The sequence below is a fragment of the Phenylobacterium sp. Root700 genome, assembly GCF_001429025.1.
In the GTDB taxonomy this organism is placed as follows: domain Bacteria; phylum Pseudomonadota; class Alphaproteobacteria; order Caulobacterales; family Caulobacteraceae; genus Phenylobacterium.
In genome coordinates, this window is the sequence record NZ_LMHT01000022.1 from 255,164 (window position 1) to 279,372 (window position 24,209).

The following is a 24,209-nucleotide window of genomic DNA, read 5'->3' on the forward strand; positions in this document are numbered from 1 at the left end:
CTGGGACGATTTAGACCTGCATGATCTCTTGTTCTTTGGTTTTCAAGGCTTCGTCGACGCGCTTGATCGACTCGTCGGTGAACTTCTGGACCTCAGTCTCCATCCGACGCAGTTCGTCCTGCGTGATGGTGCTGTCCTTCTCGGCCTTCTTCAGGTCGTCGTTGGCGTCCCGGCGGACGTTGCGGATCGCGATCTTCTGCTGCTCGGCGTACTTCGCGGCGATCTTCGCCAGATCCTTGCGGCGCTCCTCGGTCAGCGGCGGAACCGGCACGCGCAGGCTCTGACCGTCGACAACGGGGTTGAGGCCGAGGCCGGCGTTACGAATCGCCTTCTCAACCGAGACCACTAGGCCGCGATCCCAGATGCTGACGCTGATCGAGCGCGGCTCCGGGACGCTGATCGAGGCCACGGTGTTGATCGGCGCCATGGAGCCGTAGGCGTCGACCATCACCTGATCGAGCAGGCCGGCCGTGGCCCGACCGGTACGAAGGCTCGCGAACTCCTCCTTGAGGGCGCTGAAGGCCTTGTCCATGCGATCCTTGTAACGAGCCAGGACCGGTTTTTCAGCAGCAGCCATAGGAATTTCTCCCGCAATTCTAGTGTGTCTGGGCCAAGCGTCAGGCGATGGTGGTGAAGACGCCCTGCCCCTTTAGTACCTTGAAGAAGTTACCCCGTTCGCGGATCGAAAACACCACGATCGGAGTCTTGTTGTCGCGCATCAGGGCGATGGCCGAAGCGTCCATGACCCGCAGGTCCTTGGCCAGCACTTCCTGATAGCTGAGCGTTTCATAGCGCTGGGCGCTGGGATCTTTCTTGGGGTCGGCCGTATAGACGCCGTCGACGCTGGTGCCCTTGAAGAGCGCGTCGCAGCCCATTTCGGCGGTCCGCAACGCCGCGGGCGTGTCGGTGGTGAAGAACGGCGCGCCGAGCCCGGCGGCGAAGATCACCACCCGGCCCTTTTCCAGGTGACGCAGCGCCCGGCGGCGGATGTAGGGCTCGCACACCGCGTCCATCGGGATCGCCGACTGCACGCGGGTGTAGACGCCCACCTTCTCCAGCGCGCCCTGCAGGGCCAGCGCGTTCATCACCGTGGCCAGCATGCCCATATAGTCGGCGTTGGCCCGATCCATGCCCTTCCCGGCCAGCGAGACGCCGCGGAAGATGTTGCCGCCGCCGATCACCAGGCAGAGTTCGATCCCGTGATCGACCACTTCCTTGATGTCCTCGGCGACCGCTTCGATGGTCTTGGTGTCGATGCCGAACAGCGCGTCGCCCATCAGGACCTCGCCCGACATCTTCAAGAGGATCTTCTTGTAGCGGGGCGTGGCTTCGGGCATCGGCGGCATCCGTCGAGAATCTGGGCTGTACTACATAAACCAAGGGCGCCGTGCGCGTCGAACGCACGGCGCCCTTGGGGCGTTCAATTTGGACTAAATCAGCCCTGGCCGGTCATCGACGCCACTTCGGCGGCGAAATCGTCCACCTTCTTCTCCACGCCTTCGCCCAGGGCGAAGCGCACGAAAGCCTTCACGGTCACCGGCGAGCCGGTTTCCTTGGCGGTTTCGGCGATCAGTTCCTCGATGGTCTGATCCGGGTTCATGACGAAGGGTTGCTTCAGCAGCACCACTTCTTCCTGCCACTTGCGGATCCGGCCTTCGATCATCTTTTCGACGACGCCGATCGGCTTGCCCGATTCCAGCGCTTGGTCGGTCAGGAACTTCTTTTCCTTCTCGACGGCCGCCGGGTCGAGGTCGCCCTCGTTCAGCGCCAGCGGCGGGGTCGGGGTGCCGGCCACGTGCAGAGCGATCTTGCGGCCGACTTCCTTCAGCACGGCTTGATCGCCAGCGCCTTCCAGAGCCACCAGCACGCCCAGACGGCCGACGCCTTCGCCCTGCGCGTTGTGCAGGTAGAGGGACACGGCGCCTTCGCTCACCGACAGGCGAGCCGAGCGACGCAGACGCATGTTTTCACCGATGGTCGCGATCAAGTTGGTGATCACGTCGCTGACGACTTCGCCCTTGGCCGTCTTGGCCGCGGTGATGGCGTCAACGCCTTCGATTTCCAGGCCGACGAGCGCGAAATCGCGCGCGGCGTTCTGGAAGGTTTCGTTCTTCGACACGAAGTCGGTTTCGGCGTTCAGCTCGACCAGCACGCCGGTCTTGCCGTCGTCGCTCAGCTTGCCGGCCACGAGGCCTTCGGCGGCCGCGCGGTCAGACTTCTTGGCGGCCTTGGACAGACCCTTGGTGCGCAGCCAATCGACGGATGCTTCCAAATCGCCGTTGTTTTCCTGCAAGGCCTTCTTGCAGTCCATCATGCCGGCGCCGGACTTCTCGCGCAGGTCCTTGACCTGTGCAGCGGTGATTTCCGCCATAGTCAGCTCCTTCTAGTCAGAATGGGTTTGACCGGACCCTTATGGGGCCCGGCCATGATCGTTTGACGTCAACCCGTAAGACGCCGAAGCGTCTCAGGTTTAGGCTTGGTCGGCGGCCGGAGCTTCGGCGGCCGGGGCCTCCGAGGCGGCTTCAGCGACCGGGGCAGCTTCGACAACCGGAGCGGTTTCGACAACCGGAGCTGCTTCAACAACCGGAGCTGCTTCAACGACCGGAGCCGCGACGGCGGCTTCGACGACTTGGGGCTCCGGGGTCAGCTCACGCGCCAGGGTCGGCTCGATCGGCGCGATGGAAGCGCCCAGGTCCACGCCCGAGGCCGATTGGCCGGCGGCGAGACCGTCGAGGACCGAGTCGGCCATCAGATCGCAATAGAGCTGGATGGCGCGCGCGGCGTCATCGTTGCCCGGGATCGGATAGGTGATGCCGTCCGGATTGCAGTTGGTGTCGAGGATCGCGATCACCGGGATGTTCAGCTTGCGAGCCTCTTGGATCGCGATCGACTCCTTGTTGGTGTCGATCACGAACATCAGGTCCGGAATACCGCCCATGTCCTTGATACCGCCGAGGCTCAGCTCGAGCTTGTCGCGCTCGCGCGTCATCTGCAGCAGTTCCTTCTTGGAACGGCCTTGGCCTTCGCCTTCGAGCAGGCCTTCCAGCTCACGCAGGCGTTGGATCGAACCCGACACGGTGCGCCAGTTGGTGAGCGTGCCGCCCAGCCAACGGTGGTTCACATAGTATTGGGCGCTGCGCTTGGCGGCGATGGCGACCGGCTCGGAAGCCTGGCGCTTGGTGCCCACGAACAGCACGCGACCGCCGCCGGCGGCGACTTCGCGCACCTTGACGAGGGCTTGGTGCAGCAGCGGGATCGACTGCGACAGGTCGATGATGTGGATGTTCGACCGAGCGCCGAAGATGTAGCGGTCCATCTTCGGGTTCCAGCGGTGAGTCTGGTGGCCGAAGTGGGCGCCAGCTTCCAGGAGCTGACGCATGGAGAATTCAGGAAGCGCCATAGGCTTTTTCGTCCTTTTTCCGGTTAACCTCCGCAGGCAAACCCTCCTGATGGAGGACCGGAATGGATACAGGCGGGATTTCTCCCCGCGCGTCGCCAAACGCCTACGTGTGGAATGAGGCGGGCAAATAGGGCTTAGCGCCTAAAAATGCAAGCCTCGACCTGATCAAACCCGGCCCGTCGCTTGCAGGGGCCCGGCCGTTAGTTCCCTCTCAGGTAGCTGGAGGGGCCCAAATGACACCTATCATAGTGTTCGGCATGGGGCTTGCCGTGATGGCCGGCGGGATCATGACGCCGTCGTCAGGGACATTCGGCCAGCCGACCGGGACAATGCGCCCGGCCCCGACCTACGCTCCCACCTATGTCCCCGCCTACGCCCCGCCGCCGCCGGTGCGCTACAGCGCGCCGCCGACCTACGCCCCGCCTCGGCCGCCACCCCCGGTCGGCGCCGATCGCTTCCGGCCCTATGAGCCGCAGTCGGTCTATTCCAACCGTGGCGGCGTGAACGGCTATCCGAGCGCGCCCAAGCCTCAGGGTTACGTCAGCCCCTACGTCAAATGGCCCTACTGACAGACGGCTTCGAGCTTGTGGCCGTCGGGGTCGGTCACGAACGCCGCGTAGTAGGTCGCGCCATAGCCCGGCCGTAGCCCGGGCGCGCCACGATCCGTCCCGCCCGATTTCAGGGCGGCGGCGTGAAAGGCCTCGACGGCCGCATGATCGGCCGCGTCGAAGGCCAGATGAAACCCTGGCCCTGGCGGGCGCGCATCGGCATGTGGAAACAGGTTGAGCTTCTCGCCCTCGCCCGGCCGGCCATAGCCCAACCCCTCCGGGTCGTCCCACAGTCTGACCCAGCCCAGCGGGGCCAGCACCGCGTCATAGAAGACGCCCGCGCGGACCAGATCGCTCACACCGAATGAAATGTGACCGAGCACGGCCTCAGAGGTCCTCGACGAACACCACGCCAGGTGCGGTCTTCAAGGCCCCGCGGACCGCCCCGTCGAGGGTGAAGCGGCCCGGCAGCCTCATCTCGATCTCGCGCCCGCCGTCGATCGGCGCGACCAGGATGATCTCGCCGCCTCTCGGGTTGGCGACACCCAGACGTTTCTTGATGGCCTCGATCTCGATGCTCCGAGGGACGATGTGCACCCGCAGGGCGGCGACGGCGTTCTCGATCGCTTTGTCGACAGGCTCGCAGTCATCGCCGAAGAACCGCACCTCGCCATCCCGCGCCTTGGCCCGGACCTTGAGCGACACCGCCATGCCCGGCTCCAGCATGTCACGGCACTTGCGCAGCGACTCCGGCGGGAACAGCACTTCGTACTCCCCGGTCGGGTCGGACAGGGTGACGAAGGCGAACTTCTCGCCGCTGGACTGCGAGGCTCGCTCCTGTTTGCGGCGCACCACGCCGGCCATGCGGAAAGCCTCGGCCCCGGCCTCGGCCTTCGGGATCACCTCGGCCAACAGGTCGGTGCGCTTGCGGCGCAGCGCCTCGACCATGTCGTCCAGCGGATGCCCCGAGAGATAGAAGCCGACCGCGGCCAGTTCCTCGTCCAGCCGCTGGACCGGCGTCCAGGGGTCGGTCTTGGGCATCTTCTTCTTCTGGGCCTCGACCTGGAAGTCGCCCCCAGCGAAGAAGTCCTGCTGGTCGGAGTTGCGCTGGGTGGCGACCGATTGCCCGTAGGCCACCAGGAAATCCGCCGCGCCGAACACCTGCGCGCGATTGGGATGGATGGAGTCGAACGCGCCAGCCCGCGCCAGCGTCTCGAACGCCCGCTTGTTGACCTGCTTCGGATCGACCCGCTCGACGAAGTCGAAGATGTCGCGGAACGGCCCGCCTTCCTTGCGGACCGCGACCACGTGCTCCATCGCCTGCAGGCCGACATTGCGGATCCCGCCCAGCGCATAGAGCACCTCGCCGTTCTCCACCTCGAAGTCGGCGCCCGAACGGTTCACGTCGGGGCTGCGGATCTTCACCTTGAAGCGTTTGGCGTCCTGGTAGAACACCGCCAGCTTGTCGGTGTTGGAGATATCGAGGCTCATCGAGGCCGCAAAGAACTCGACCGGCGCGTTCGCCTTCAACCAGGCGGTTTGATACGACACATAGGCGTAGGCGGCCGCGTGGCTCTTGTTGAAGCCGTAGCCCGCGAACTTGTCGACGAGGTCGAAGATCGATCCAGCCTGCTCGGCAGGCACGTCCTTCTCGGCCGCGCCGGAGACGAAACGGGCCCGCTGGAGGTCCATTTCCTCCTTCTTCTTCTTACCCATCGCCCGGCGGAGCAGGTCGGCTTCACCAAGCGAGTAACCCGCCAGGATCTGGGCGATCTGCATCACCTGTTCCTGGTAGACGATGATGCCGTAGGTCTCCTTCAGCACCGGCTCCAGGGTCGGGTGAAGGTAGTCGATCTCGCGGCGGCCGAACTTGCAGTCGATGAAGGCCGGGATGTTGTCCATCGGGCCTGGCCGATAGAGCGAAACGACGGCGGTGACGTCCTCGATGGACCCCGGGCGCAGCTGGCGCAGGGTGTCACGCATCCCCTGCCCTTCAAGCTGGAACACCCCGACGGTGCCGCCGCTGGACATGACTTCATAGGCCGGCGCGTCATCGAGCGGCAGGGTCGAGAAATCGACGACCTCGCCGCGCCTGGCGAGGAACTTCACCGCGCGGTCGATGACGGTCAGCGTCTTCAGACCCAGGAAGTCGAACTTCACCAGGCCGGCGCTCTCGACCCACTTCATGTTGAACTGGGTAGCCGGCAGCTCGGAGCGCGGATCGCGATAGAGCGGCGTCAGTTCGGTCAGCGGCCGGTCGCTGATCACCACGCCGGCGGCGTGGGTCGAGGCGTTCCGGTAAAGGCCCTCAAGCTGCAAGGCCACGTCGAGCAGTTGGGAGACCGCCTCGTCGTCCTTCTTGGCCTGTTTCAGGCGCGGCTCGATCTCGATGGCCTTGGCCAGCGTCACCGGATTGGCGGGGTTGGCCGGCACCATCTTGGCCAGCCGGTCGACCAGGCCGAGCGGCAACTGCAACACCCGGCCGACGTCGCGCAGCACGGCGCGGGCCTGCAGCGTACCGAAGGTGATGATCTGCGCCACGCGGTCGCGGCCATAGTGCTGCTGCACGTAGGAGATCACCTCCTCCCGCCGCTCCTGGCAGAAGTCGATGTCGAAGTCGGGCATCGAAACCCGCTCAGGGTTCAGGAACCGCTCGAACAGCAGGCCATAACGCAGCGGATCAAGGTCGGTGATGGTCAGCGAGTAGGCGACCAGCGAACCGGCGCCCGAACCCCGTCCCGGTCCGACCGGAATGTCGTGCGCCTTGGCCCACTTGATGAAGTCCGCAACGATCAGGAAGTAGCCGGGGAACCCCATCTGGGCGATGACCCCGATCTCCCGCTCCAGCCGCGCCTCGTACTCCTCCGGCGGGAAGGACGAGGCCTGGCCCCGCGCGATGCGGGCCTTCAGACCCTCGCGGGCCTGGTACGCCAGTTCGTCGGCTTCCGAACGCCCGCCCGCCGTATCGAAGCGCGGCAGGATGGGGTCGCGCTTCTTGACCATGAAGGCGCAGCGCCGGGCGATATCGAGGGTGTTGTCGCAGGCTTCCGGCAGATCGGCGAACAGGGTCCGCATGTCGGCGGCCGGCTTGAACCAGTGCTCCGGCGTCACCCGCCGACGCTCGTCCTGCATGATGAAGGCGCCGTCGGCGATGCACAGCAGCGCTTCGTGCGCGGCGTACATTTCCTTCTTGGCGAAATAGACGTCGTTGGTGGCGACCAGCGGCACGTCGTTGTCATAGGCGAAGGCGACGAGCTCGCCCTCGGCGCCGGCCTGCGACGGTAGTCCATGGCGCTGGAGCTCAACATAGAACCGATCGCCGAACACCCGCGCCATTTCGGCGAGCGCGGCCTTGCCTTCCGGGACCTTGCCGGCCGCCAGCAGCGGATCGACAGGCCCATCGACCCCGCCCGACAGCAGGATCAGGCCCTCGTTGTGCTCGACCACCTTGGCCCAGGGGACCGAGACGTCCTCGCTGCCGTCGGCCTCGAGATAGCAGTGTGAGGACAGGACGCTGAGGTTGAGGTAGCCCCGCTCGCTCTGGGCCAGTAGCACGATGGTCGGAACCTTGGCCCAACGCTCGCTCTGGCCGCCGCCGATGCCCGTGACCGGCAGCGCGCAGCCAATGATCGGCTGGACCCCAGAATCCTTGCTGTAGATTGAAAATTCCAGCGCGCCGAACAGATTGGCCCGATCCACCAGGGCCACGGCCGGCATTCCCGCCGCCGCCGCCAGGCTGCTGACCTTGTCGGCCTTGATCGCGCCTTCCAGCAGCGAATAGGCGGAGCGAACCCGCAGGTGGACGAAGCCCTCGTTCACCGCTTCGCTCAACTTCAGACCTCCGTCGTTAGGCCGCGAATTGGGCGACCACACACATCATCCACACAAAGCCGGCGACCGACATAAAGGCCAGCGATTCCCGAGCTAGACGAACCATGATCAGCACTCTCTTGTGGAAGTTCTTGGTTCGTTCTTATTCTGGTTTTGTTCTCATTCGTCAAGCGACATTGTGGATAATTATGAGGATGGAATCGCGGCCTGGAGCGAGAGCGGGCGCTGGAAAGCGCTGTTGCGGCGGCGAGGCTCTCCCCTCACCCAACCTCTCCCCAGCAGCGGGGAGAGGGGTTTGGCTCAAGTCTAGAGGACCTGCGGCTCCAGGTGCCCGTCCTTCAACGCCACCACCCGGTCCATGTGGCGCGCCAGTTCCAGGTTGTGGGTGGCGACCAGCGCGGCCACGCCCTGGCTGCGGGCCAGCTCATAGAGGCTCTCGAACACCGCGGCCGAGGTGTGCGGATCGAGGTTTCCGGTCGGCTCGTCGGCGAGCAGCAGGCGCGGTGAATTGGCCAGCGCCCGGGCGATGGCCACACGTTGCTGCTCGCCGCCCGACATCTGGGCCGGCTGGTGATCGACACGGTCGGCGAGGCCCAGCCGCGACAGCAGCTCGTCGGCCCGAGCCCGCGCCGCCTTGCGCGAACGGCCAGCGATCATCTGCGGCAAGGCCACGTTATCCAGAGCCGTGAACTCGGCCAGCAGGTGGTGGGCCTGGTAGACGAAGCCGACCGTGGCCAGACGAACCCGCGTGCGTTGGCGGTCGCTGAGATCGGAGCAATCGCGGCCCTCGACGACGATCTGGCCAGCGTCGGGGTGTTCCAGCAGCCCCGCGGCGTGCAACAGCGAGGACTTGCCCGAGCCCGAGGGCCCGATCAGCCCGACGATCTCGCCCGGATATACATCCAGGTCGACGCCGTTGAGAACCGTGAGCGTCTTGTCGCCGCTCTTGTAGGTCCGGGTCAGGCCGCGGATGGTGAGGACAGGATCACTCATAGCGAAGCGCCTCCACCGGATCGAGACGCGAGGCGCGCCAGGCCGGCGGCAGGGTCGCCAGGAACGACATGGCCAGCGCCCAGAAGGTGATCACGCCGACTTCCTGCCAGTCGATCTTGGCCGGGATGCGGGTGAGGAAATAGATGTCGGAGTTGAACACGTCGGCGCCGGTGACGAACTCCACGAACTGCTGGATCTCGCCGATGAAGATGCAGAACAGCGAGCCGATCAGCAGGCCGGCCAGCGTGCCCAGCACGCCCACCGCCGCGCCCGACATGAAGAAGATCCGCAGGATGGAGCCCTGGCCCGCCCCCATGGTGCGCAGAATGGCGATGTCGCGGCCCTTGTTCTTCACCAGCATGACCAGGCCCGAGATGATGTTCATGGCCGCGATCGCCACCAGCATCATCAGGATCAGCCGCATTACGTTGCGCTCGACCTTCAGGGCGCCCCAGTAGGCGGAGTTCTTCTCGGTCCAGTCGGTGAGCAGCGCGCCCGGCCCGGCGACGCGGGCGACGTCAGGCTTCATGGCGACGGCCTTGTCCGGGTCTTGCAGTTTGATTTCGAGATAGTCGATGCCGGTGTCACGCCCGAAGAACAGCTGCGCCTGTTCCAGCGGCATGTAGATGAACGCCTGATCGTACTCGCTCATTCCGACCGTGAAGGTCCCGGCGATGGTGTAGGTCTTGCGCAGCGGCGTGGCGCCGAACGCCGTGGCGCCGCCGGTCGGAGACACCAGGCTCAGCTCGTCGCCGGGCCCGACGCCCAGGGTCTGGGCCAGCTTGTCGCCGACCATGATCATGTCCCCGCCGTACTCGCCTTCGCCAAAGCCGGCCATCGTACCGCGAGTGATGTTGCCGGAGACGATCTTGGTGGCTTTCAGATCGGCCAGGGTGATGCCGCGCACGATCGCGCCGCTGATCTGGCCGTTGCCCAGCGCCATGGCCTGGGCCTCGACCACGGGCGTCACCTGGATCACGCCCGGCAGGTCGGCGATCCTCTTCACCACGGCGTCGCGATCGGGCGAGGTCAGCACTCCGCCGGCGACATAGAGGTGGCCGCTGAAGCCGAGGATCCGCGAGAGCAGTTCGGCCCGGAAGCCGTTCATCACGCTCATGACGATGATCAGCACCGCCACGGCCAGCATGATGCCGATGAACGAAATGACCGAGATCAGCGCCACCCCGCCCTGGCTGCGCTTGGCGCGCAGGTAGCGCGCGGCCACCGAACGTTCCCATTGGCCGAAGGGCGGCGCCCTGCCGGCCGTGCCGTTGCTCGCCTGTGAGCTCACGCGGGGACCACCCCGGCGGCGGACGGCGTCAGTCGTCTTGAAAAATGCATCTGAGAGGAAGAGCCCTGGTGAGCTGGCTGAACGACCCTGATAGCCGTTGGTTCGCGAGCTTTGCAATGAAGCTGAGCGAAAAGAAGGCCGCCCAACCATGCGGACGGCCCTCGAGTGTCGGGGAAAACGCCACGAGCGACCAGATGGCCGCCTGTGTCTGTCACCACGACTACCCTGAGCGACGCCCGGCGACGCACCCTATCGTAAGGGCGGCGAGCACTTGGCGAAGTTCGCTCAAAACATGAGCGAACCGCCACCCCGATAGGCGCCTAGCTCCAGCTGGCCGGCACGTCGGGCAGATGGATCAGCTTGAAATGCAGCACCAGGAACAGGATCACCCACAGGATCGTGGCGACGATCGTGGTGGTGGTGAACTTCTTGCGCAGCTTCGGATCGACCGGCGCGCCGGGATCACCGCCATCGCCCTTGTCGATCCCGGCCTCGGCATGACTGGTCACGCCCAGCGGCAGGATCGAAAACAGCACGGTCCACCAGATGGTGAAGTAGATCGCTACGCCGGTGAAAACCGTCATCAGTGCGCTTCCTTGGGGGTTTCCATCAGTTCGACCAGGACCCCGCCCATGTTCTTCGGATGGACGAAGATCACCGGCGTGCCATGCGCCCCGATCCGCGGCTCGCCGGTCCCCAGCACCGTCGCGCCCTTGGCCCGCATGTCGTCGCGCGCCGCGATGATGTCGGCGACCTCGAAACAGACATGGTGTTGCCCGCCGGCCGGGTTCTTCGCAAGGAAACCGATAAGCGGCGAATCGTCACCCAGCGGTTCGATCAGCTCGATCTGGCTGTTGGGCAGGTCCACGAAACAGACATAAACGCCCTGCTCGGGCATCGCCTTGGTTTCGGTGATCTTAGTGGCGCCCAGCACGTCGCGATACAGCTTCACGGACTCGGCGATGGAGGGGGTCGCAACCCCGACGTGGTTCAATCTTCCGATCATGACCTGGGTATAGACCTCTCCATCGCCCCGCGCGAGTTCACGTAGCGGCGCCCGTCCTAGACTCTCAGCACCGTGGTCTCGACCACGGGACGGCGGCCCCAGACCCGTTGGCTCGCCTTCTTGACGGCGCGGGACATGGCGGTCTCGACCTCGCTGTCGATATCGCGCTGGTCGCCCTTCAGACGGCCGAAGGCCTGCTGGGCCTCGCCGGCCAGGTCGTCCAGCACCTCGTCCATCGGATAGTCGTCGTCGGCCGGCAGGCCGAGCGCGCGGATCAGCGGACCGGAAACGATCTTGCCGCGCCCGTCGAGCACGACCGACACCGCCAGCACGCCGTTGAAGGCGGCATGACGGCGCTCACGCAGAGCGTCGCCGTTCTCGGGCGTCAGGACGCCGGCATCGACATAGATGCGGCCAGCCGGAACTTCGTCGATGATCTCGGCGCGGCCAGGAGCCAGGCGAACCATGTCGCCGTTGCGCGGCGCGACGGTCTGCGGGACCTGCAGGTCCTTGGCGAAGGCGGCGTGTTCCAACAGGTGGCGACGCTCGCCGTGGGTCGGCACCGCAATCTGCGGCCGCGCCCAGTGGTACATCCGCGCCAGCTCGTCGCGGCACGGGTGACCGGAGACGTGGATGCCCGGATGGTCGCGCTCGGTGTAGAGCCGCACGCCGCGGTCGGCGAGACGGTTCTGCAGGTTGCGGATCGGGATCTCGTTGCCCGGGATCACCCGCGAGGAGAACACGCAGGCATCGCCCGCGCCCAGCTTCACATGCTGGTGGGTGCCGTCGGCGATCCGCGAGAGCGCGGCGCGCGCCTCGCCCTGGCTGCCGGTGCAGAGGAACAGCACTTCGTTGTCAGCCGCAGCGCCAGCCTGCTGGTCGGTCAGGAAGTCCTTGATGCCCACGAACAGGCCGACGGACTTCGCCGCCGCCGCCATCCGATGCATGGAGCGCCCGACCAGGCAGACGCGGCGCCCGGCCGCCTCGGCGGCGCGGATGACGCTGTCCATGCGCGCGACGTTGGAGGCGAAACAGGCCACCGCGACCTTGCCGCGCAGGCCCGAGATCAGCACCGCCAAGGCGTCGCGCACGTCGGCTTCCGAGCCGGCCTCGCCGTCCACGAACACGTTCGTGGAGTCGCAGACCATGGCCAGGACGCCCTCGTCGCCCAGCTTGATGATCGCCGCCTCGTCAGTGGTCGAGCCCAGCACCGGATCGGGGTCGATCTTCCAGTCGCCGGTGTGCAGGATCGTGCCCAGCGGGGTGCGGATCGCCAGGCCGTTCGGCTCGGGGATCGAGTGGGTCAGGGTGATCAGGTCGATCTCGAACGGGCCCAGCGTCACCTTGCCGCCCAACGGCACCTCGGTGATGTGCGCGTCGGCGCAGTCCTCGTTCTCGCGCAGCTTCTCGCGCAGCAGGAAGGCGGTGAACGGCGTCGCATAGAGCGGCGCGCGCAGTTGCGGCCACAGCCACGCCACGGCGCCGATATGGTCCTCGTGCGCGTGGGTCAAGACGATGCCGAGGATGTCCTTGGCGTGCTCGCGAATGAACTCCGGATCGGGCAGGATGATTTCCACGCCCGGCGTCGTCTGGTCGCCAAAGGTGACGCCCAGGTCGACCACGATCCACTTGCGCGCATGCGGGGGACCATAGCCGTACAGATTGAAGTTCATGCCGATCTCGTTCGAGCCGCCCAGCGGCAGGAAGACGAGTTCGTCTTGGTCTTTTGCTTTCATTACGTCCTTGTCGCCGAGTTCCGGCGATGAATCTCGAGAAGACCGCGGATCGTCAGATCCGGGTCGAAATGGTCGATGGCCATGGTCGCGCCGTGGAACAGCGAGGCCACGCCGCCCGTGGCGACGACGGTCATCTGGGTCCCGCGCTCGGCCTTGATCCGGGCGATCAGGCCCTCGATTAGGGCCACATAGCCCCAGAAGACCCCCGACTGCATGGCGCCGACAGTATCCTTGCCGACCACCTGCTGGGGCTTCTGGATCGCGACCCTGGGCAGTTTCGCCGCCGCTGAGTGCAACGCTTCCATAGATAGGTTGATCCCGGGCGCGATCACCCCCCCTTCGAATCCGCCGTCCACGGCGATGACGTCGAAGGTGGTGGCGGTGCCGCTGTCGATGACGATCAGCTCGCCCGGATAGACGATGTGGGCGCCCAGCGCATTGACCAGCCGGTCGGCCCCGGCCTCGGACGGCTTGTCGATCCGCACCTCGATCCCGAGGTCGGCGTTCTCGCCGATCACCAGGGGTTCGACATGCAGATAGCGTCTGGCCAGGTTGCGCAGGTTGAAGATCGACTGCGGCACCACGCTGGAGATGATGCAGGCGGTTAGCGCGCCGAACTGCAGGCCGGCCATGTTGAGCAGTTGCGAAAGCCAGACCGCGTATTCGTCGGCCGTGCGGCTGGAGTCGGTCGCCGCCCGCCACTGGGCGATCCAGGTCTCGCCGTCATGGACGGCGAAGAGCGTGTTGGTGTTGCCTTGTTCGATAGCCAGAAGCATCGCGTTCAAGCCTCTCCAAAGAAGACGTCGCCGGCGGTTATGCGCAGCACCGCCCCGTCGTCCAGCCGCAGTCGTAGGGCCCCGTCGGCGTCCAGGCCCTCGGCCACGCCGCGGTGGGTCTGGTTCGGCAGCCGCGCCTCGCAGGGCTGACCCAGGCCATGGGCGTAGGCCGTCCAGCCCTTGGCGATCGGCGCGAAGCCCTCGAGGTCCCAGACCGCGCGCCAGCGTTCGAAGCTGCTCGCCAGCAGCTCCAGCGCGTCCAGCGGCGCCGGCGGCGGGGCGGCCATGTGTTCGGCGAAGGCGGTGGCGGGACGTTCGACGTCCTGCGGGGCGTGAGCCAGATTGATGCCGATACCGACCGCCATCCAGAGGCCGCCCTCAGGACGGGCGCCGGACTCGATCAGGATGCCGACCGCCTTGCGGCCATAGATCAGGACGTCGTTGGGCCATTTCAGCTTGGCGGCGCCCGGCCCGATGCAGGTGTCGGCCAGCTCGGCCGCGGCCAGGGCGGCGACGAAGGAGAGCTGCGCCGCTTCGCCCGCGGGCTTGGTGGTGATGAACAGCAAGGTGGCGGCGAGGTTGCCGGTCTTGGTCGACCAGGCCCGGCCACGCCGGCCCCGCCCCGCTGTTTGCCGCGCCGCCGTGATCCACACCGGACCGCCCTCCCCCGCCTCGGCGCGGCGACGCGCCTCGGCGTTGGTGGAGTCCAGTTCGTCGTAGGCTTCGATCGGCGGGTGGACGCCCACCTAGGAGGCCAACCCGAACGCGGCGGCCGCCGCCTTGGCCAGCGGGTCGATGAAGATCAGCGCGCCCAGGACGACCGGGAAGGAGAACAGGGCCGCGCCGATGGCGACAGCCTTGGCCTCGCCCGGGATCGGGTCGGTCCCGCCAGGCGCCGCGTCGAACCACATCACCTTGATCAGGCGCAGGTAATAGAAGGCGGCGACGACGCTACCGACCAGGCCGAGCACGGCGGCGATCTGGATCATCGGATCGGAGACGTTGATGGCGGCCTTGAAGACATAGAACTTCGCCCAGAAGCCGGAGAACGGCGGCAGGCCCAGCGCCGACAGCGAGAACGCCGTCATGGCCAGGGCGATGCCGGGGCGTTCCTTGAACAGGCCGGCCATGTCGTCGATCGTCTCCATCGGACGGCCGTTCCGCGACAGGGCGGTGAGGCAGGCGAAGAAGCCGGTCACGTCGATCATGTAGAGCACCATGAAGACCAGCATGGCCTGCACGCCCTCGGCGTTGCCGGACGCCAGGCCGAGCACCGCGTAGCCGACATTGGCGATCGAGGAGTAGGCCCAGAGGCGCTTCAGGTTCTTCTGCGCCAGGCCGGCGAAGGCCCCGACGAAGATCGACAGCAGCGCGATCACCACCAAGATCTGGCGCCATTGATCGGCGGCGCCGGCGAAGCCCTCCGACAGCACGCGCGCCAGCAGCACCATGGCCGCCAGCTTCGGCGCGCCGGCGAAGAAGGCCACGACCGGGGTCGGGGCGCCTTCGTAGACGTCGGGGGTCCACATGTGGAACGGCGCGGCGGAGACCTTGAAGGCCAGGCCGCAGATCAGGAACACCAGGCCAAACAGCACGCCGGTGCTGGCGCCGGTTTGGGCGGCCACAGCGATGTCGTCGAACTTGGTCGAGCCGGCGAAGCCGTAGATCAGCGAAGCGCCGTACAGCAGCAGGCCCGAGGAGAGCGCGCCGAGCACGAAATACTTCAGGCCAGCTTCCGAGGCCTTGGCGTCCTCGCGGTGCATGGCGGCCAGCACGTAGAGCGCCAACGACTGAAGCTCGACGCCGATATAGAGCGAGATCAGGTCACCCGCCGAGACCATCATGCCCATGCCGAGCGCGGCCAGCAGGATCAGGATCGGGAACTCGAAGTTGCGGATCGCCTTGCGCTCGAACCATTTCTGGCCGAGCGGGATGGCGATGGCGCTGGCGGCGTAGATCGCCACCTTGGCGAAGGCCGACGCCTGATCGGAGATCATGCCGCCGGAGAAGCCGCGACCGATCGGGCCGACGGCGGCGGCCCAGGCGGCGAGCGCCAGGGCGCCGATGGCGGCGAAGGTCAGCGCGGTGGCGGCCCGCGGCGCGAAGGCGCCGAAGACCAGCAATCCGAGGGCCGAGATCGCGAGGATCAGCTCGGGAACGGCGAGAGCAAGGTCGTTTGAAAAGATCATGACTTTACAGGTCCCTCACCCGCCGATGGCCGCGCGGTAGACCGCGGCGAGGTTGTCGACCGAGGCTTGGGTCAGATCGAAGACGGCGGCCGGATAGACGCCGAGGTACAGAGTCATGGCGATCAGGGGGGCGAAGATCGCCACCTCGCGCCAGTCGAGATCGGTGATGTCGGCCAGGGCCGGATTGGTGATCTCGCCGAAGATGACCCGGCGATAGAGCGTCAAGGCGTAGACCGCCGAGAAGATGACGCCGGTTGCGGCCACGACCGCGGTCCAGGTGGAGATCTGATAGACCCCGACCATGGTGGTGATTTCGCCGACGAAGCCCGAGGTGCCCGGCAGACCGACATTGCCCATGGTGAAGAGCATGAAGGTGGCCGCGTACCAGGGCATGCGGTTCACCAGCCCGCCGTAGAAGGCGATCTCGCGGGTGTGCATGCGGTCATAGACGACGCCGACGCAGAGGAAGAGCGCCCCGGAGATCACCCCGTGGCTCAGCATCTGGAAGATCGCGCCCTGAACCCCGACCGAGTTGCCGGCGAAGATGCCCATGGTCACGAAGCCCATGTGGGCCACCGACGAATAGGCGATCAACTTCTTGATGTCGGTCTGACGGAAGGCGACCAGCGAAGTGTAGACGATGGCGATGGCCGAGAGGGCGAAGACCAGCGGCGTGAAGTAGTCCGAGGCCTGGGGGAACATCGGCAGGCTGAAGCGCAGGAAGCCGTAGCCGCCCATCTTCAGCAGGATGCCCGCCAGGATGACCGAACCGGCGGTCGGCGCCTCGACGTGGGCGTCGGGCAGCCAGGTGTGCACCGGCCACATCGGCATCTTCACCGCGAACGAGGCGAAGAAGGCCAGCCACAGCCAGGTCTGCAGGTGCGGGTCGAACTTGTAGTTCATCAGGTCGGGGATCGAGGAGGTGCCCGCGACGCCGATCATCAGCAGGATCGCGGCCAGCATCAGGACCGAACCCAGCAGGGTGTAGAGGAAGAACTTGTAGGCCGCGTAGACCCGGCGCTTGCCGCCCCAGATGCCGATGATCAGGAACATCGGCACCAGGCCGAATTCGAAGAACAGGTAGAAGAGCACCAGGTCCAACGCGCAGAACACGCCGATGACCAGGGTCTCCAGGATCAGGAAGGCGACCATGTATTCCGGCACGCGCTTGTCGATCGTCGTCCACGAGGCCGCGATGCAGATCGGCAGCAGGAAGGCGGTCAGCAGGACGAACAGGATCGAGATCCCGTCGACGCCCATGCGGTAGTGCAGACCGGCGAACCAGGCGTGGTCCTCGACGAACTGGAAGCCCGGATTGGCCGGATCGTATTGCGCGACCAGCAGCACCGACAGCGCCAGGGTGGCCAGGGTCGTGACGAACGCGATCCACTTGACCGCATCGACGCTCTTGGCGTCGTCGCCGTTGCCGAAGGCGCGGATCAGCAGGATCGCCGCCACGCCGAGCAGCGGGGCGAAGGTGATGAGGGAGAGAATACCGGTCATTGGATCGCCTCCCCTAAGCCGCCCAGGCCCAAAGCGCGTAGGACAGAAGTCCCGCCACGCCGAGCAGCATCACGAACGCGTAGTGATAGACGTACCCGCTTTGCAGGAGGCCGGCTCGGCGCCCCACATCGTAGGAGACGGCCGAGACGCCATCGGGGCCGAGGCCGTCGATGATCTTCTGGTCGCCACCCTTCCAGAACAGGTCGCCCAGGAATTTGGCAGCACGCACGAAGGTCGCCTCATAAAGCTCGTCGAAGAACCATTTGTTGTAGAAGAAGGTCCAGAGCGGCCCCTTCCGAGCGGCGATGGCCGCACCGAGGCCCTCGCGCATGATGTAGACGTAGAAGGCGATCGCGAAGCCCAAGCCCGACACCACCAGCGGCGCCCACTTCACCCAGGTCGGCGAATGGTGAGCGTGCTCCAGCACGTGGTTGTCCGCGCCGTTGAAGATCGCCCCGCGCCAGAATTCCTTCCAGCCCTCGCCCACGAAGTGGTCGACGAAGACATAGCCCGCCGCGATCGCGCCGAAGGCCAGCAGGATCAGCGGAACCAGCATGATCCAGGGGCTTTCGTGCGGCTTGTGATCATGGCCGTGGTCGTCGTGACCGTCGGCCAGCGGCTCGTCGTGGGTCTCGATCTGCGCCGAGCTGGCGTGATCGTCGGCACCGTGCGCGTGACCGTCATGACCCCACTTGGGCGTACCATGGAAGGTCATGAAGGCCAGGCGCCATGAGTAGAACGCCGTCAGGCCGGCCGCGAACAGGCTGACCACGAAGGCGAAGTACGCCGGGCCGCCAAACTGCTGGGCCGCCGCGAAGGCGCTCTCGATGATCATGTCCTTCGAGTAGAAGCCGGCGAAGCCCAGGTGCAGGCTCGGAATACCGAAGCCGGTGATGGCCAGGGTCCCGATGGTCATGACCGCGTAGGTCACCGGCAGGTACTTCCACAGGCCGCCCATCTTCCGCATGTCCTGCTCGTGGTGCATGCCGTGGATCACGGAGCCCGCGCCGAGGAACAGCAGCGCCTTGAAGAAGGCGTGGGTGAACAGGTGGAACATCGCCGCCTGATAGGCGCCGACGCCGGCGGCGAAGAACATGTAGCCGAGCTGCGAACAGGTCGAATAGGCGATGACCCGCTTGATGTCGTTCTGCGCCAGGCCGACCGTGGCCGCGAACAGCGCTGTGATGGCGCCGATCAGCGTCACGACCTGACGGGTGTAGGGCGCGTACTCGAACATCGGCGAGAGCAGGCAGACCATGTAGACGCCCGCGGTCACCATGGTCGCGGCGTGGATCAGGGCCGAAACCGGAGTCGGGCCCTCCATCGCGTCCGGCAGCCAGGTGTGCAGGAAGAACTGGGCCGACTTGCCCATGGCGCCGACGAACAGCAGCGCGCAGGCCAGGTCCACCGCGTGCCAGTAGGAACCGGCGAACCACCAGCCCTGGTTGGCGAACTCCGGAACCTTCGGGAATATCTCGGCGAACTGGATCGTGCCGAACATCCAGAAGACGGTCATGATGCCGAGCGCGAAACCGAAGTCCCCGACCCGGTTGACCACGAAGGCCTTGATGGAGGCGGCGTTGGCGGTCGGCTTCTTGAACCAGAAGCCGATCAGCAGATAGCTGGCCAGCCCCACGCCTTCCCAGCCGAAGAACAGCTGCATGAAGTCGGCGGCGGTCACCAGCGCCAGCATGGCGAAGGTGAACAGCGACAGATAGGCGAAGAAGCGCGGCTTGCTGTCGTCCTGCGCCATATAGCCCCACGAATAGACGTGGACGAGGCTGGAGACGCTGGTGACGACCACCAGCATGACGGCCGAAAGGCCGTCGAGCCGGATCGACCAGTTGGACTGAAATTCGCCGATATTGATGAACGGCAGCAGTTGGATGGTGAAGGGCTCGAGGCCGCCCCACGTCCACTGGCTGAAGAGGGTCCACGAAAGCGCGGCGGCCAGCAGCAGCAGGCCGGTGGTGATGGTCTGGGACGCGAGGTTCCCGATGCGGCGGCCGAACAGGCCCGCCACGATCGCGCCGAGCAGCGGCGCGAAGACCACGGTGGTGATGAGAGACTGCGGTGTCATGTCGAGGTCCGTCAGCCCTTCATCACTGAGACGTCGTCCACGGCGATGTCGCCGCGGTTACGGAAGAAGGTGACAAGGATGGCCAGGCCGACGGCGGCTTCAGCGGCGGCGACGGTCAGGACGAACATCGCGAAGATCTGTCCGACGACGTTGTGCAGATAGACCGAGAAGGCCACCAGATTGATGTTCACGGCGAGCAGGATCAGCTCGATCGACATCAGGATGACGATGATGTTCTTGCGGTTCACGAAGATCCCGAACACCCCGATGGTGAACAAGATCGCGGCCACCGCGAGATAGTGGGTGAGCCCGATGATCATTGGTCGATCCCCTCGCCGGACTTGATCTGGACGATGCGCATGCCGGTCTTCGGCTCGCGGGCGACCTGATCCATGATGACCTGGCGGCGAACGCCCGGCTTATGGCGCAGGGTGAGCACGATGGCGCCGATCATGGCCACCAGCAGCACCAGCCCCGCGGCTTGGAAGAAGTAGACGTAGTCGGTGTAGAGCACCCGGCCGATGCTCTCGATGTTCGAGACATCGCCATGCACCATCGGGGCGTTCTTGGTCGCCCCCTGGGTGGCCACCGTGCTCGCCACGACGATCATCTCGACGGCCAGGATGCCCGCCACCAGGCCGCCCAGCGGCAGGTAGCGTGCGAAGCCCTGGCGCAAGGCCGCGAAGTCGACGTCGAGCATCATGACGACGAACAGGAACAGCACCGCGACCGCGCCGACGTAGACGACGACCAGGAGCATTGCGAGGAACTCGGCTCCCAAGGTCACGAACAGGCCCGCGGCCGAGAAGAAGCTGAGGATCAGGAACAGCACCGAGTGCACGGGATTGCGGGATGAAACCACCCCGAACCCGGCGCCCAAGGTCACCCCCGCCAGCAGATAGAATGCGATCGCCAAGGCCATGACGGCTCTTCTCAGCCCCTTAGTTACTTAGGTCGTCCGCCCCGGCCGCAGCCGGCAAGGACAACAATGGTTCGTCTCGGAATCGCGCCCGGGTTCTTACCGGTAGGGCGCGTCCAGTTCCAGATTCTTAGCGATCTGCCGTTCCCAGCGGTCGCCGTTCGCGAGCAAGCGTTCTTTGTCGTAGTAGAGCTCTTCGCGCGTCTCGACGGCGAACTCGATGTTCGGCCCCTCGACGATGGCGTCCACCGGGCAGGCCTCCTGGCACAGGCCGCAGTAGATGCACTTCACCATGTCGATGTCGTAGCGCGTGGTCCGGCGGCTGCCGTCGTCGCGCGGTTCGGCCTCGATGGTGATCGCCTGCGCCGGGCAGATGGCTTCGCACAGCTTGCAGGCGATGCAGCGCTCTTCCCCGTTGGGATAGCGGCGCAGCACGTGTTCGCCCCGGAACCGCGGCGATTGCGGGCCGCGCTCGTGCGGGTACTGCACGGTGGCCTTGGGCTTCACCATGTATTTCATCGCCAGGCCGAAGGCCCCGACGAAGTCCATCAGGGCTGCGCCCCGGACCGCTTGTGAAATCCGCTGCATCATCTCGCGGTTACTTTCTCTTGCACGCGAAGTCGGACATGCGCTTGCCCGAGTTCAGGTCGTCCCGCACCAACTCGCCGCCCTTGGCCACGCAGGCCGTGCGCGCGCTCTTCAGCGCGTCGTAGCTGGCCACGCCGCCCAGCGGATCGGGTCCGCCGGCGCCGGCCGAGCAGCCGCAAAGGGAGATGAGAAGGAGGCTGGACATCAGGATCTTCATGCGCCGCCCGGTCCGAAGACCCGCCAGGCCGCGACCAGCACGACCGCCACCAGCGAGGTCGGCAGGAACACTTTCCAGCCCAGGCGCATCAGTTGGTCATAGCGATAGCGGGGCACGATCGCCTTCACCATGGCGATCAGGAAGAAGAAGAAGCAGATCTTCACCACGAACCACATCAGGCCGTAGAAGCTCTGCACCGTGTCAGGCCAGGTGTGGACGAAGCCAAAGTCGATTGGGGCCTGCCAGCCGCCGAAGAACAGCAGCGAGATCAACGCGCACATCAGCACGATGTTGATCAGCTCGCCGATCATGAACAGCAGGAACGGCGAGGACGAGTATTCGACCTGATAGCCGGCCACCAGCTCCGACTCCGCTTCCGGAAGGTCGAAGGGAGGACGGTTGGTTTCGGCCAGGGCCGAGATGAAGAAGATCACCGCCATCGGCACCATGACCAGGGTCAGCGGCAGGTTCTGCAGGCCTGGACCGCCGAAGACGTTCCAGTTCCAGAAGCCGCCGGCCTGCTGCTGCACGATGGTCTGCAGGTTCATGGTCCCGGCCAGCAGGATCACGGTGACGATCACGAAGCCGATCGAGACTTCGTAGGAAACCATCTGTGCGGCCGACCGCAGGCTGCCCAGGAACGGGTACTTCGAGTTCGAAGCCCAGCCGCCCATGATGATGCCGTAGACGCCCAGCGACGAGATCGCGAACAGGTACAGCACGCCCACATTGATGTCGGCGACCACCCAGCCCGGCGCGAACGGGATCACCGCCCAGCCGACCAGGGCCAGGGTGAAGGTCAGCACCGGAGCTAGCAGGAAGACGAACTTGTCGGCCCCGTCGGGGATGACGATTTCCTTCAGCACGAACTTGATCAGGTCGGCGAAGGACTGGAGCAGGCCGAAGGGCCCGACCACGTTCGGGCCTTTGCGCATCTGCACGCCGGCCCAGATCTTACGGTCGGCCAGCATGAAGAAGGCCAGGGCCACGAGCAGCGGCAAGATCACGGCCATGATCTGGGCGACCGTGATCAGGGTCCAACCGCCCGGAGTGGTCCAGAAGGTGTTGGCGACAGCGTCCATGCCCCTACTCCGCCGCGATCTTGGCGGCGCCGGAAGCCACGGCGGCGCACTCAGCCATCGTCACGCTGGCGCGGGCGATGGGATTGGTCAGATGGAAAGCCTTCACCGGGCTCGCGAACGGCGCGTCGGAAAGCTCGCCCTTGGCGCCCAGCAAGCCGAAGTCCAGCGAGGCCGCGCCGGCCGGACCAGCGACATAGTCGACCTGGCCGAAGCTCGGATGATCGGCGAACAGCTTGGCCCGCAGTTGGGCCAGGGTGTCGTAGGGCAGCTTGGCGCCGAGACCTTCGGACAGCGCCCGCAGGATCGACCAGTCTTCCTTGGCCTGCCCCTTGGGGAACACCGCGCGATAGCCGAATTGAACCCGGCCCTCGGTGTTGACGTAGATGCCGTCCTTTTCCGTATAGGCCGCGCCCGGCAGGATCACGTCGGCCAGGTGAGCGCCCGCGTCGCCGTGGGTGCCCAGATAGACCGTGAAGGCGTCCGAGCCCTTGGCGTCGATCTCGTCGGCGCCCAGCAGGAACAGCACGTCGAGCGCGCCCTTCTGAACCATTTCGCCAGCGCTCTTGCCGCCCTCGCCCGGCACGAAGCCCAGGTCGAGGCCGCCCACGCGGGCGGCGGCCGAATGCAGCACGTTCCAGGTCAGGCCAAAGCTCTTGGCGGCGGCGGCGGCGGCGGCCAGCACGGCCGCCCCGTCAGCCCGCGCCAGGGCGCCGGCGCCGACGATGATCGCCGGGTTCTTGGCGCCCTTCAGGGCGGTGACGAAGTCGTTCTTGGACCGCGACAGGCCCGAGAGGGTCTGCGGACCCGCGCCGAGATAGTCGTAGCCATAGGTCAGGTCGGCCTGCTCGCCGATCACGCCCACGCGCAGCGCGCCGGCCAGCCAGCGCTTACGCAGACGGGCGTTGAACACCGGAGCCTCGACGCGCGGATTGGTCCCGACCAGCAGGATGACGTCGGCCTCTTCGATGCCGGCGATGGTGGAGTTCAGCAGCCAGCTCTCACGCGGGCCGGCGCCCAGCGCCATGCCGTCCTGACGGCAATCGAGGTTCTTCACCCCCATGGCGCCGAACAGGTCGAGCGCCGCCTTCATGGACTCGGCGTCCTGCACGTCGCCGGCGATGACGCCGATGCGCTCAGGCGTGGTCGCCTTCACCTTGGAGGCGATCAGCTCGAAAGCCTCGGCCCAGGTCGTGGGTTGCAGACGGCCGCCCTTGCGCAGGAACGGCTGGTCCAGGCGCTGACGCGAGAGACCATCGACCGCGTAGCGCGTCTTGTCGCTGATCCACTCTTCGTTGATGTCTTCGTTCAGGCGCGGCAGCACCCGCAGCACGGCTGGGCCGCGGCTGTCGACGCGGATCGACGAGCCCAGCGCGTCCATCACGTCCACGCTCTCGGTCTTCTTCAATTCCCACGGACGGGCGTTGAAGGCGTAGGGCTTGGAGGTGAGCGCGCCGACCGGACAGAGGTCGATCACGTTGGCGGACAGCTCGGACGCAACCGATTTGTCCAGATAGGTCGTGATTTCAACGTCTTCGCCGCGGGAGATGAGACCGATGTCCGGCACGCCGGCCACTTCGGTGATGAAGCGGACGCAGCGCGTGCACTGGATGCAGCGGGTCATGACCGTCTTGATCAACGGCCCCATGTACTTCTCTTCGACCGCACGCTTGTTGTCGGCGTAGCGGCTGTCGTCGCGGCCATAACCCATGGCCTGATCTTGCAGATCGCACTCGCCGCCCTGGTCGCAGATCGGGCAGTCGAGGGGGTGGTTGATCAGTAGGAACTCCATCACCCCTTCCCGCGCCTTCTTGACCATGGGCGAGTTGGTGATGATCTCGTTGCCTTCGGCGGCCGGCAGCGCGCACGAAGCCTGCGGCTTCGGCGGGCCAGGCTTCACCTCGACCAGGCACATCCGGCAGTTGCCGGCGATGCTGAGACGTTCGTGGTAGCAGAAGCGCGGAATCTCTTCCCCGGCCAGTTCCGCAACCTGCAGAACCGTCATGCCGGGCTCGAACTCGACCTCGACGCCGTTGACTGTGGCTTTTGGCAT

24 protein-coding genes are annotated in these 24,209 nt (G+C 65.9%); 1 reads left to right on the forward strand and 23 read right to left on the reverse strand.

The genetic code is table 11. The annotated features are described in order from the left end of the window. Nucleotides 1-10: 10 nt before the first annotated feature. The 4 genes from frr to rpsB all read right to left on the reverse strand — a co-directional run bounded on the left by frr (nt 11) and on the right by rpsB (nt 3,400). The gene (frr, locus tag ASE02_RS12080) at nt 11-577 is read right to left on the reverse strand and encodes a ribosome recycling factor (protein WP_056734471.1); all 567 of its coding nucleotides are present in this window, start codon (nt 575-577) and stop codon (nt 11-13) included. Between the two features lie 40 nt (nt 578-617). Further along, a complete protein-coding gene (gene pyrH, locus ASE02_RS12085; protein ID WP_056734932.1) occupies nt 618-1,337 on the reverse strand; it encodes a UMP kinase in 720 nt (239 codons plus the stop codon). A 98-nt stretch (nt 1,338-1,435) separates the two neighbouring features. Further along, entirely contained in the window at nt 1,436-2,371 is a 936-nt protein-coding gene (gene tsf, locus ASE02_RS12090; protein ID WP_056734472.1) for a translation elongation factor Ts, read from the reverse strand. A 99-nt stretch (nt 2,372-2,470) separates the two neighbouring features. Next, the gene (gene rpsB, locus ASE02_RS12095; RefSeq protein ID WP_056734473.1) at nt 2,471-3,400 is read right to left on the reverse strand and encodes a 30S ribosomal protein S2; all 930 of its coding nucleotides are present in this window, start codon (nt 3,398-3,400) and stop codon (nt 2,471-2,473) included. Between the two features lie 233 nt (nt 3,401-3,633). Between rpsB and ASE02_RS12100 the strand changes: the two genes are divergently transcribed. Further along, nucleotides 3,634-3,969 (forward strand): hypothetical protein, encoded by a 336-nt coding sequence (locus ASE02_RS12100; RefSeq protein ID WP_156406022.1) that lies wholly within the window; start codon nt 3,634-3,636, stop codon nt 3,967-3,969. Here ASE02_RS12100 and ASE02_RS12105 read toward each other — a convergent pair. The 19 genes from ASE02_RS12105 to nuoG all read right to left on the reverse strand — a co-directional run bounded on the left by ASE02_RS12105 (nt 3,963) and on the right by nuoG (nt 24,209). Further along, nucleotides 3,963-4,331, reverse strand: a complete 369-nt coding sequence (locus ASE02_RS12105; protein WP_056734476.1) for a VOC family protein — start codon at nt 4,329-4,331, stop codon at nt 3,963-3,965. The two genes, ASE02_RS12100 and ASE02_RS12105, sit on opposite strands and share 7 nt — an antisense overlap. Nucleotides 4,332-4,335: 4 nt before the next feature. Further along, on the reverse strand, nt 4,336-7,779 hold the full coding sequence (dnaE, locus tag ASE02_RS12110; RefSeq protein ID WP_056734481.1) for a DNA polymerase III subunit alpha: 3,444 nt from the start codon (nt 7,777-7,779) through the stop codon (nt 4,336-4,338). Between the two features lie 16 nt (nt 7,780-7,795). Further along, on the reverse strand, nt 7,796-7,885 hold the full coding sequence (gene sidA / locus ASE02_RS23345; RefSeq protein WP_156406023.1) for a cell division inhibitor SidA: 90 nt from the start codon (nt 7,883-7,885) through the stop codon (nt 7,796-7,798). A 200-nt stretch (nt 7,886-8,085) separates the two neighbouring features. Next, nucleotides 8,086-8,772, reverse strand: a complete 687-nt coding sequence (locus ASE02_RS12120; RefSeq protein WP_056734485.1) for an ABC transporter ATP-binding protein — start codon at nt 8,770-8,772, stop codon at nt 8,086-8,088. Then, nucleotides 8,765-10,063: a lipoprotein-releasing ABC transporter permease subunit gene (locus ASE02_RS12125; protein ID WP_056734487.1), complete on the reverse strand. Its 1,299-nt coding sequence runs from the start codon at nt 10,061-10,063 to the stop codon at nt 8,765-8,767. The genes ASE02_RS12120 and ASE02_RS12125 overlap by 8 nt, the downstream gene beginning before the upstream one ends. Before the next feature lie 320 nt (nt 10,064-10,383). Next, nucleotides 10,384-10,647 (reverse strand): DUF1467 family protein, encoded by a 264-nt coding sequence (locus tag ASE02_RS12130; RefSeq protein WP_056734488.1) that lies wholly within the window; start codon nt 10,645-10,647, stop codon nt 10,384-10,386. Beyond that, complete coding sequence (gene mce, locus ASE02_RS12135; RefSeq protein ID WP_056734490.1) at nt 10,647-11,069, reverse strand: methylmalonyl-CoA epimerase; 423 nt, start codon at nt 11,067-11,069, stop codon at nt 10,647-10,649. The genes ASE02_RS12130 and mce overlap by 1 nt, the downstream gene beginning before the upstream one ends. 56 nt (nt 11,070-11,125) lie before the next feature. After that, a complete protein-coding gene (locus tag ASE02_RS12140; RefSeq protein WP_056734492.1) occupies nt 11,126-12,805 on the reverse strand; it encodes a ribonuclease J in 1,680 nt (559 codons plus the stop codon). After that, nucleotides 12,805-13,581, reverse strand: coding sequence for a type III pantothenate kinase (locus ASE02_RS12145; RefSeq protein ID WP_056734494.1), 777 nt, complete (start codon nt 13,579-13,581; stop codon nt 12,805-12,807). Before ASE02_RS12145 ends, ASE02_RS12140 begins: the two co-directional genes overlap by 1 nt. 5 nt (nt 13,582-13,586) lie before the next feature. Then, nucleotides 13,587-14,327 (reverse strand): biotin--[acetyl-CoA-carboxylase] ligase, encoded by a 741-nt coding sequence (locus ASE02_RS12150; RefSeq protein ID WP_056734495.1) that lies wholly within the window; start codon nt 14,325-14,327, stop codon nt 13,587-13,589. Further along, a complete protein-coding gene (nuoN, locus tag ASE02_RS12155) occupies nt 14,328-15,770 on the reverse strand; it encodes an NADH-quinone oxidoreductase subunit NuoN (RefSeq protein WP_056734496.1) in 1,443 nt (480 codons plus the stop codon). It lies immediately after the preceding gene. Between the two features lie 15 nt (nt 15,771-15,785). Beyond that, on the reverse strand, nt 15,786-17,273 hold the full coding sequence (locus ASE02_RS12160) for an NADH-quinone oxidoreductase subunit M (protein ID WP_056734497.1): 1,488 nt from the start codon (nt 17,271-17,273) through the stop codon (nt 15,786-15,788). Between the two features lie 13 nt (nt 17,274-17,286). After that, nucleotides 17,287-19,353, reverse strand: a complete 2,067-nt coding sequence (nuoL, locus tag ASE02_RS12165; protein WP_056734500.1) for an NADH-quinone oxidoreductase subunit L — start codon at nt 19,351-19,353, stop codon at nt 17,287-17,289. 11 nt (nt 19,354-19,364) lie between these two features. After that, complete coding sequence (gene nuoK / locus ASE02_RS12170) at nt 19,365-19,670, reverse strand: NADH-quinone oxidoreductase subunit NuoK (RefSeq protein ID WP_156406035.1); 306 nt, start codon at nt 19,668-19,670, stop codon at nt 19,365-19,367. Then, nucleotides 19,670-20,275: an NADH-quinone oxidoreductase subunit J gene (locus tag ASE02_RS12175; RefSeq protein ID WP_056734503.1), complete on the reverse strand. Its 606-nt coding sequence runs from the start codon at nt 20,273-20,275 to the stop codon at nt 19,670-19,672. The genes nuoK and ASE02_RS12175 overlap by 1 nt, the downstream gene beginning before the upstream one ends. A gap of 96 nt (nt 20,276-20,371) precedes the next feature. Continuing rightward, a complete protein-coding gene (nuoI, locus tag ASE02_RS12180) occupies nt 20,372-20,863 on the reverse strand; it encodes an NADH-quinone oxidoreductase subunit NuoI (protein WP_056734505.1) in 492 nt (163 codons plus the stop codon). A 7-nt stretch (nt 20,864-20,870) separates the two neighbouring features. Then, the gene (locus tag ASE02_RS12185; protein WP_156406024.1) at nt 20,871-21,065 is read right to left on the reverse strand and encodes a hypothetical protein; all 195 of its coding nucleotides are present in this window, start codon (nt 21,063-21,065) and stop codon (nt 20,871-20,873) included. Nucleotides 21,066-21,073: 8 nt separating this feature from the next. After that, nucleotides 21,074-22,159 carry an NADH-quinone oxidoreductase subunit NuoH gene (nuoH, locus tag ASE02_RS12190; RefSeq protein ID WP_056734509.1) on the reverse strand — a complete coding sequence of 362 codons (1,086 nt, stop codon included), beginning with the start codon at nt 22,157-22,159 and terminating at the stop codon, nt 21,074-21,076. Between the two features lie 4 nt (nt 22,160-22,163). After that, complete coding sequence (gene nuoG, locus ASE02_RS12195) at nt 22,164-24,209, reverse strand: NADH-quinone oxidoreductase subunit NuoG (protein ID WP_056734516.1); 2,046 nt, start codon at nt 24,207-24,209, stop codon at nt 22,164-22,166.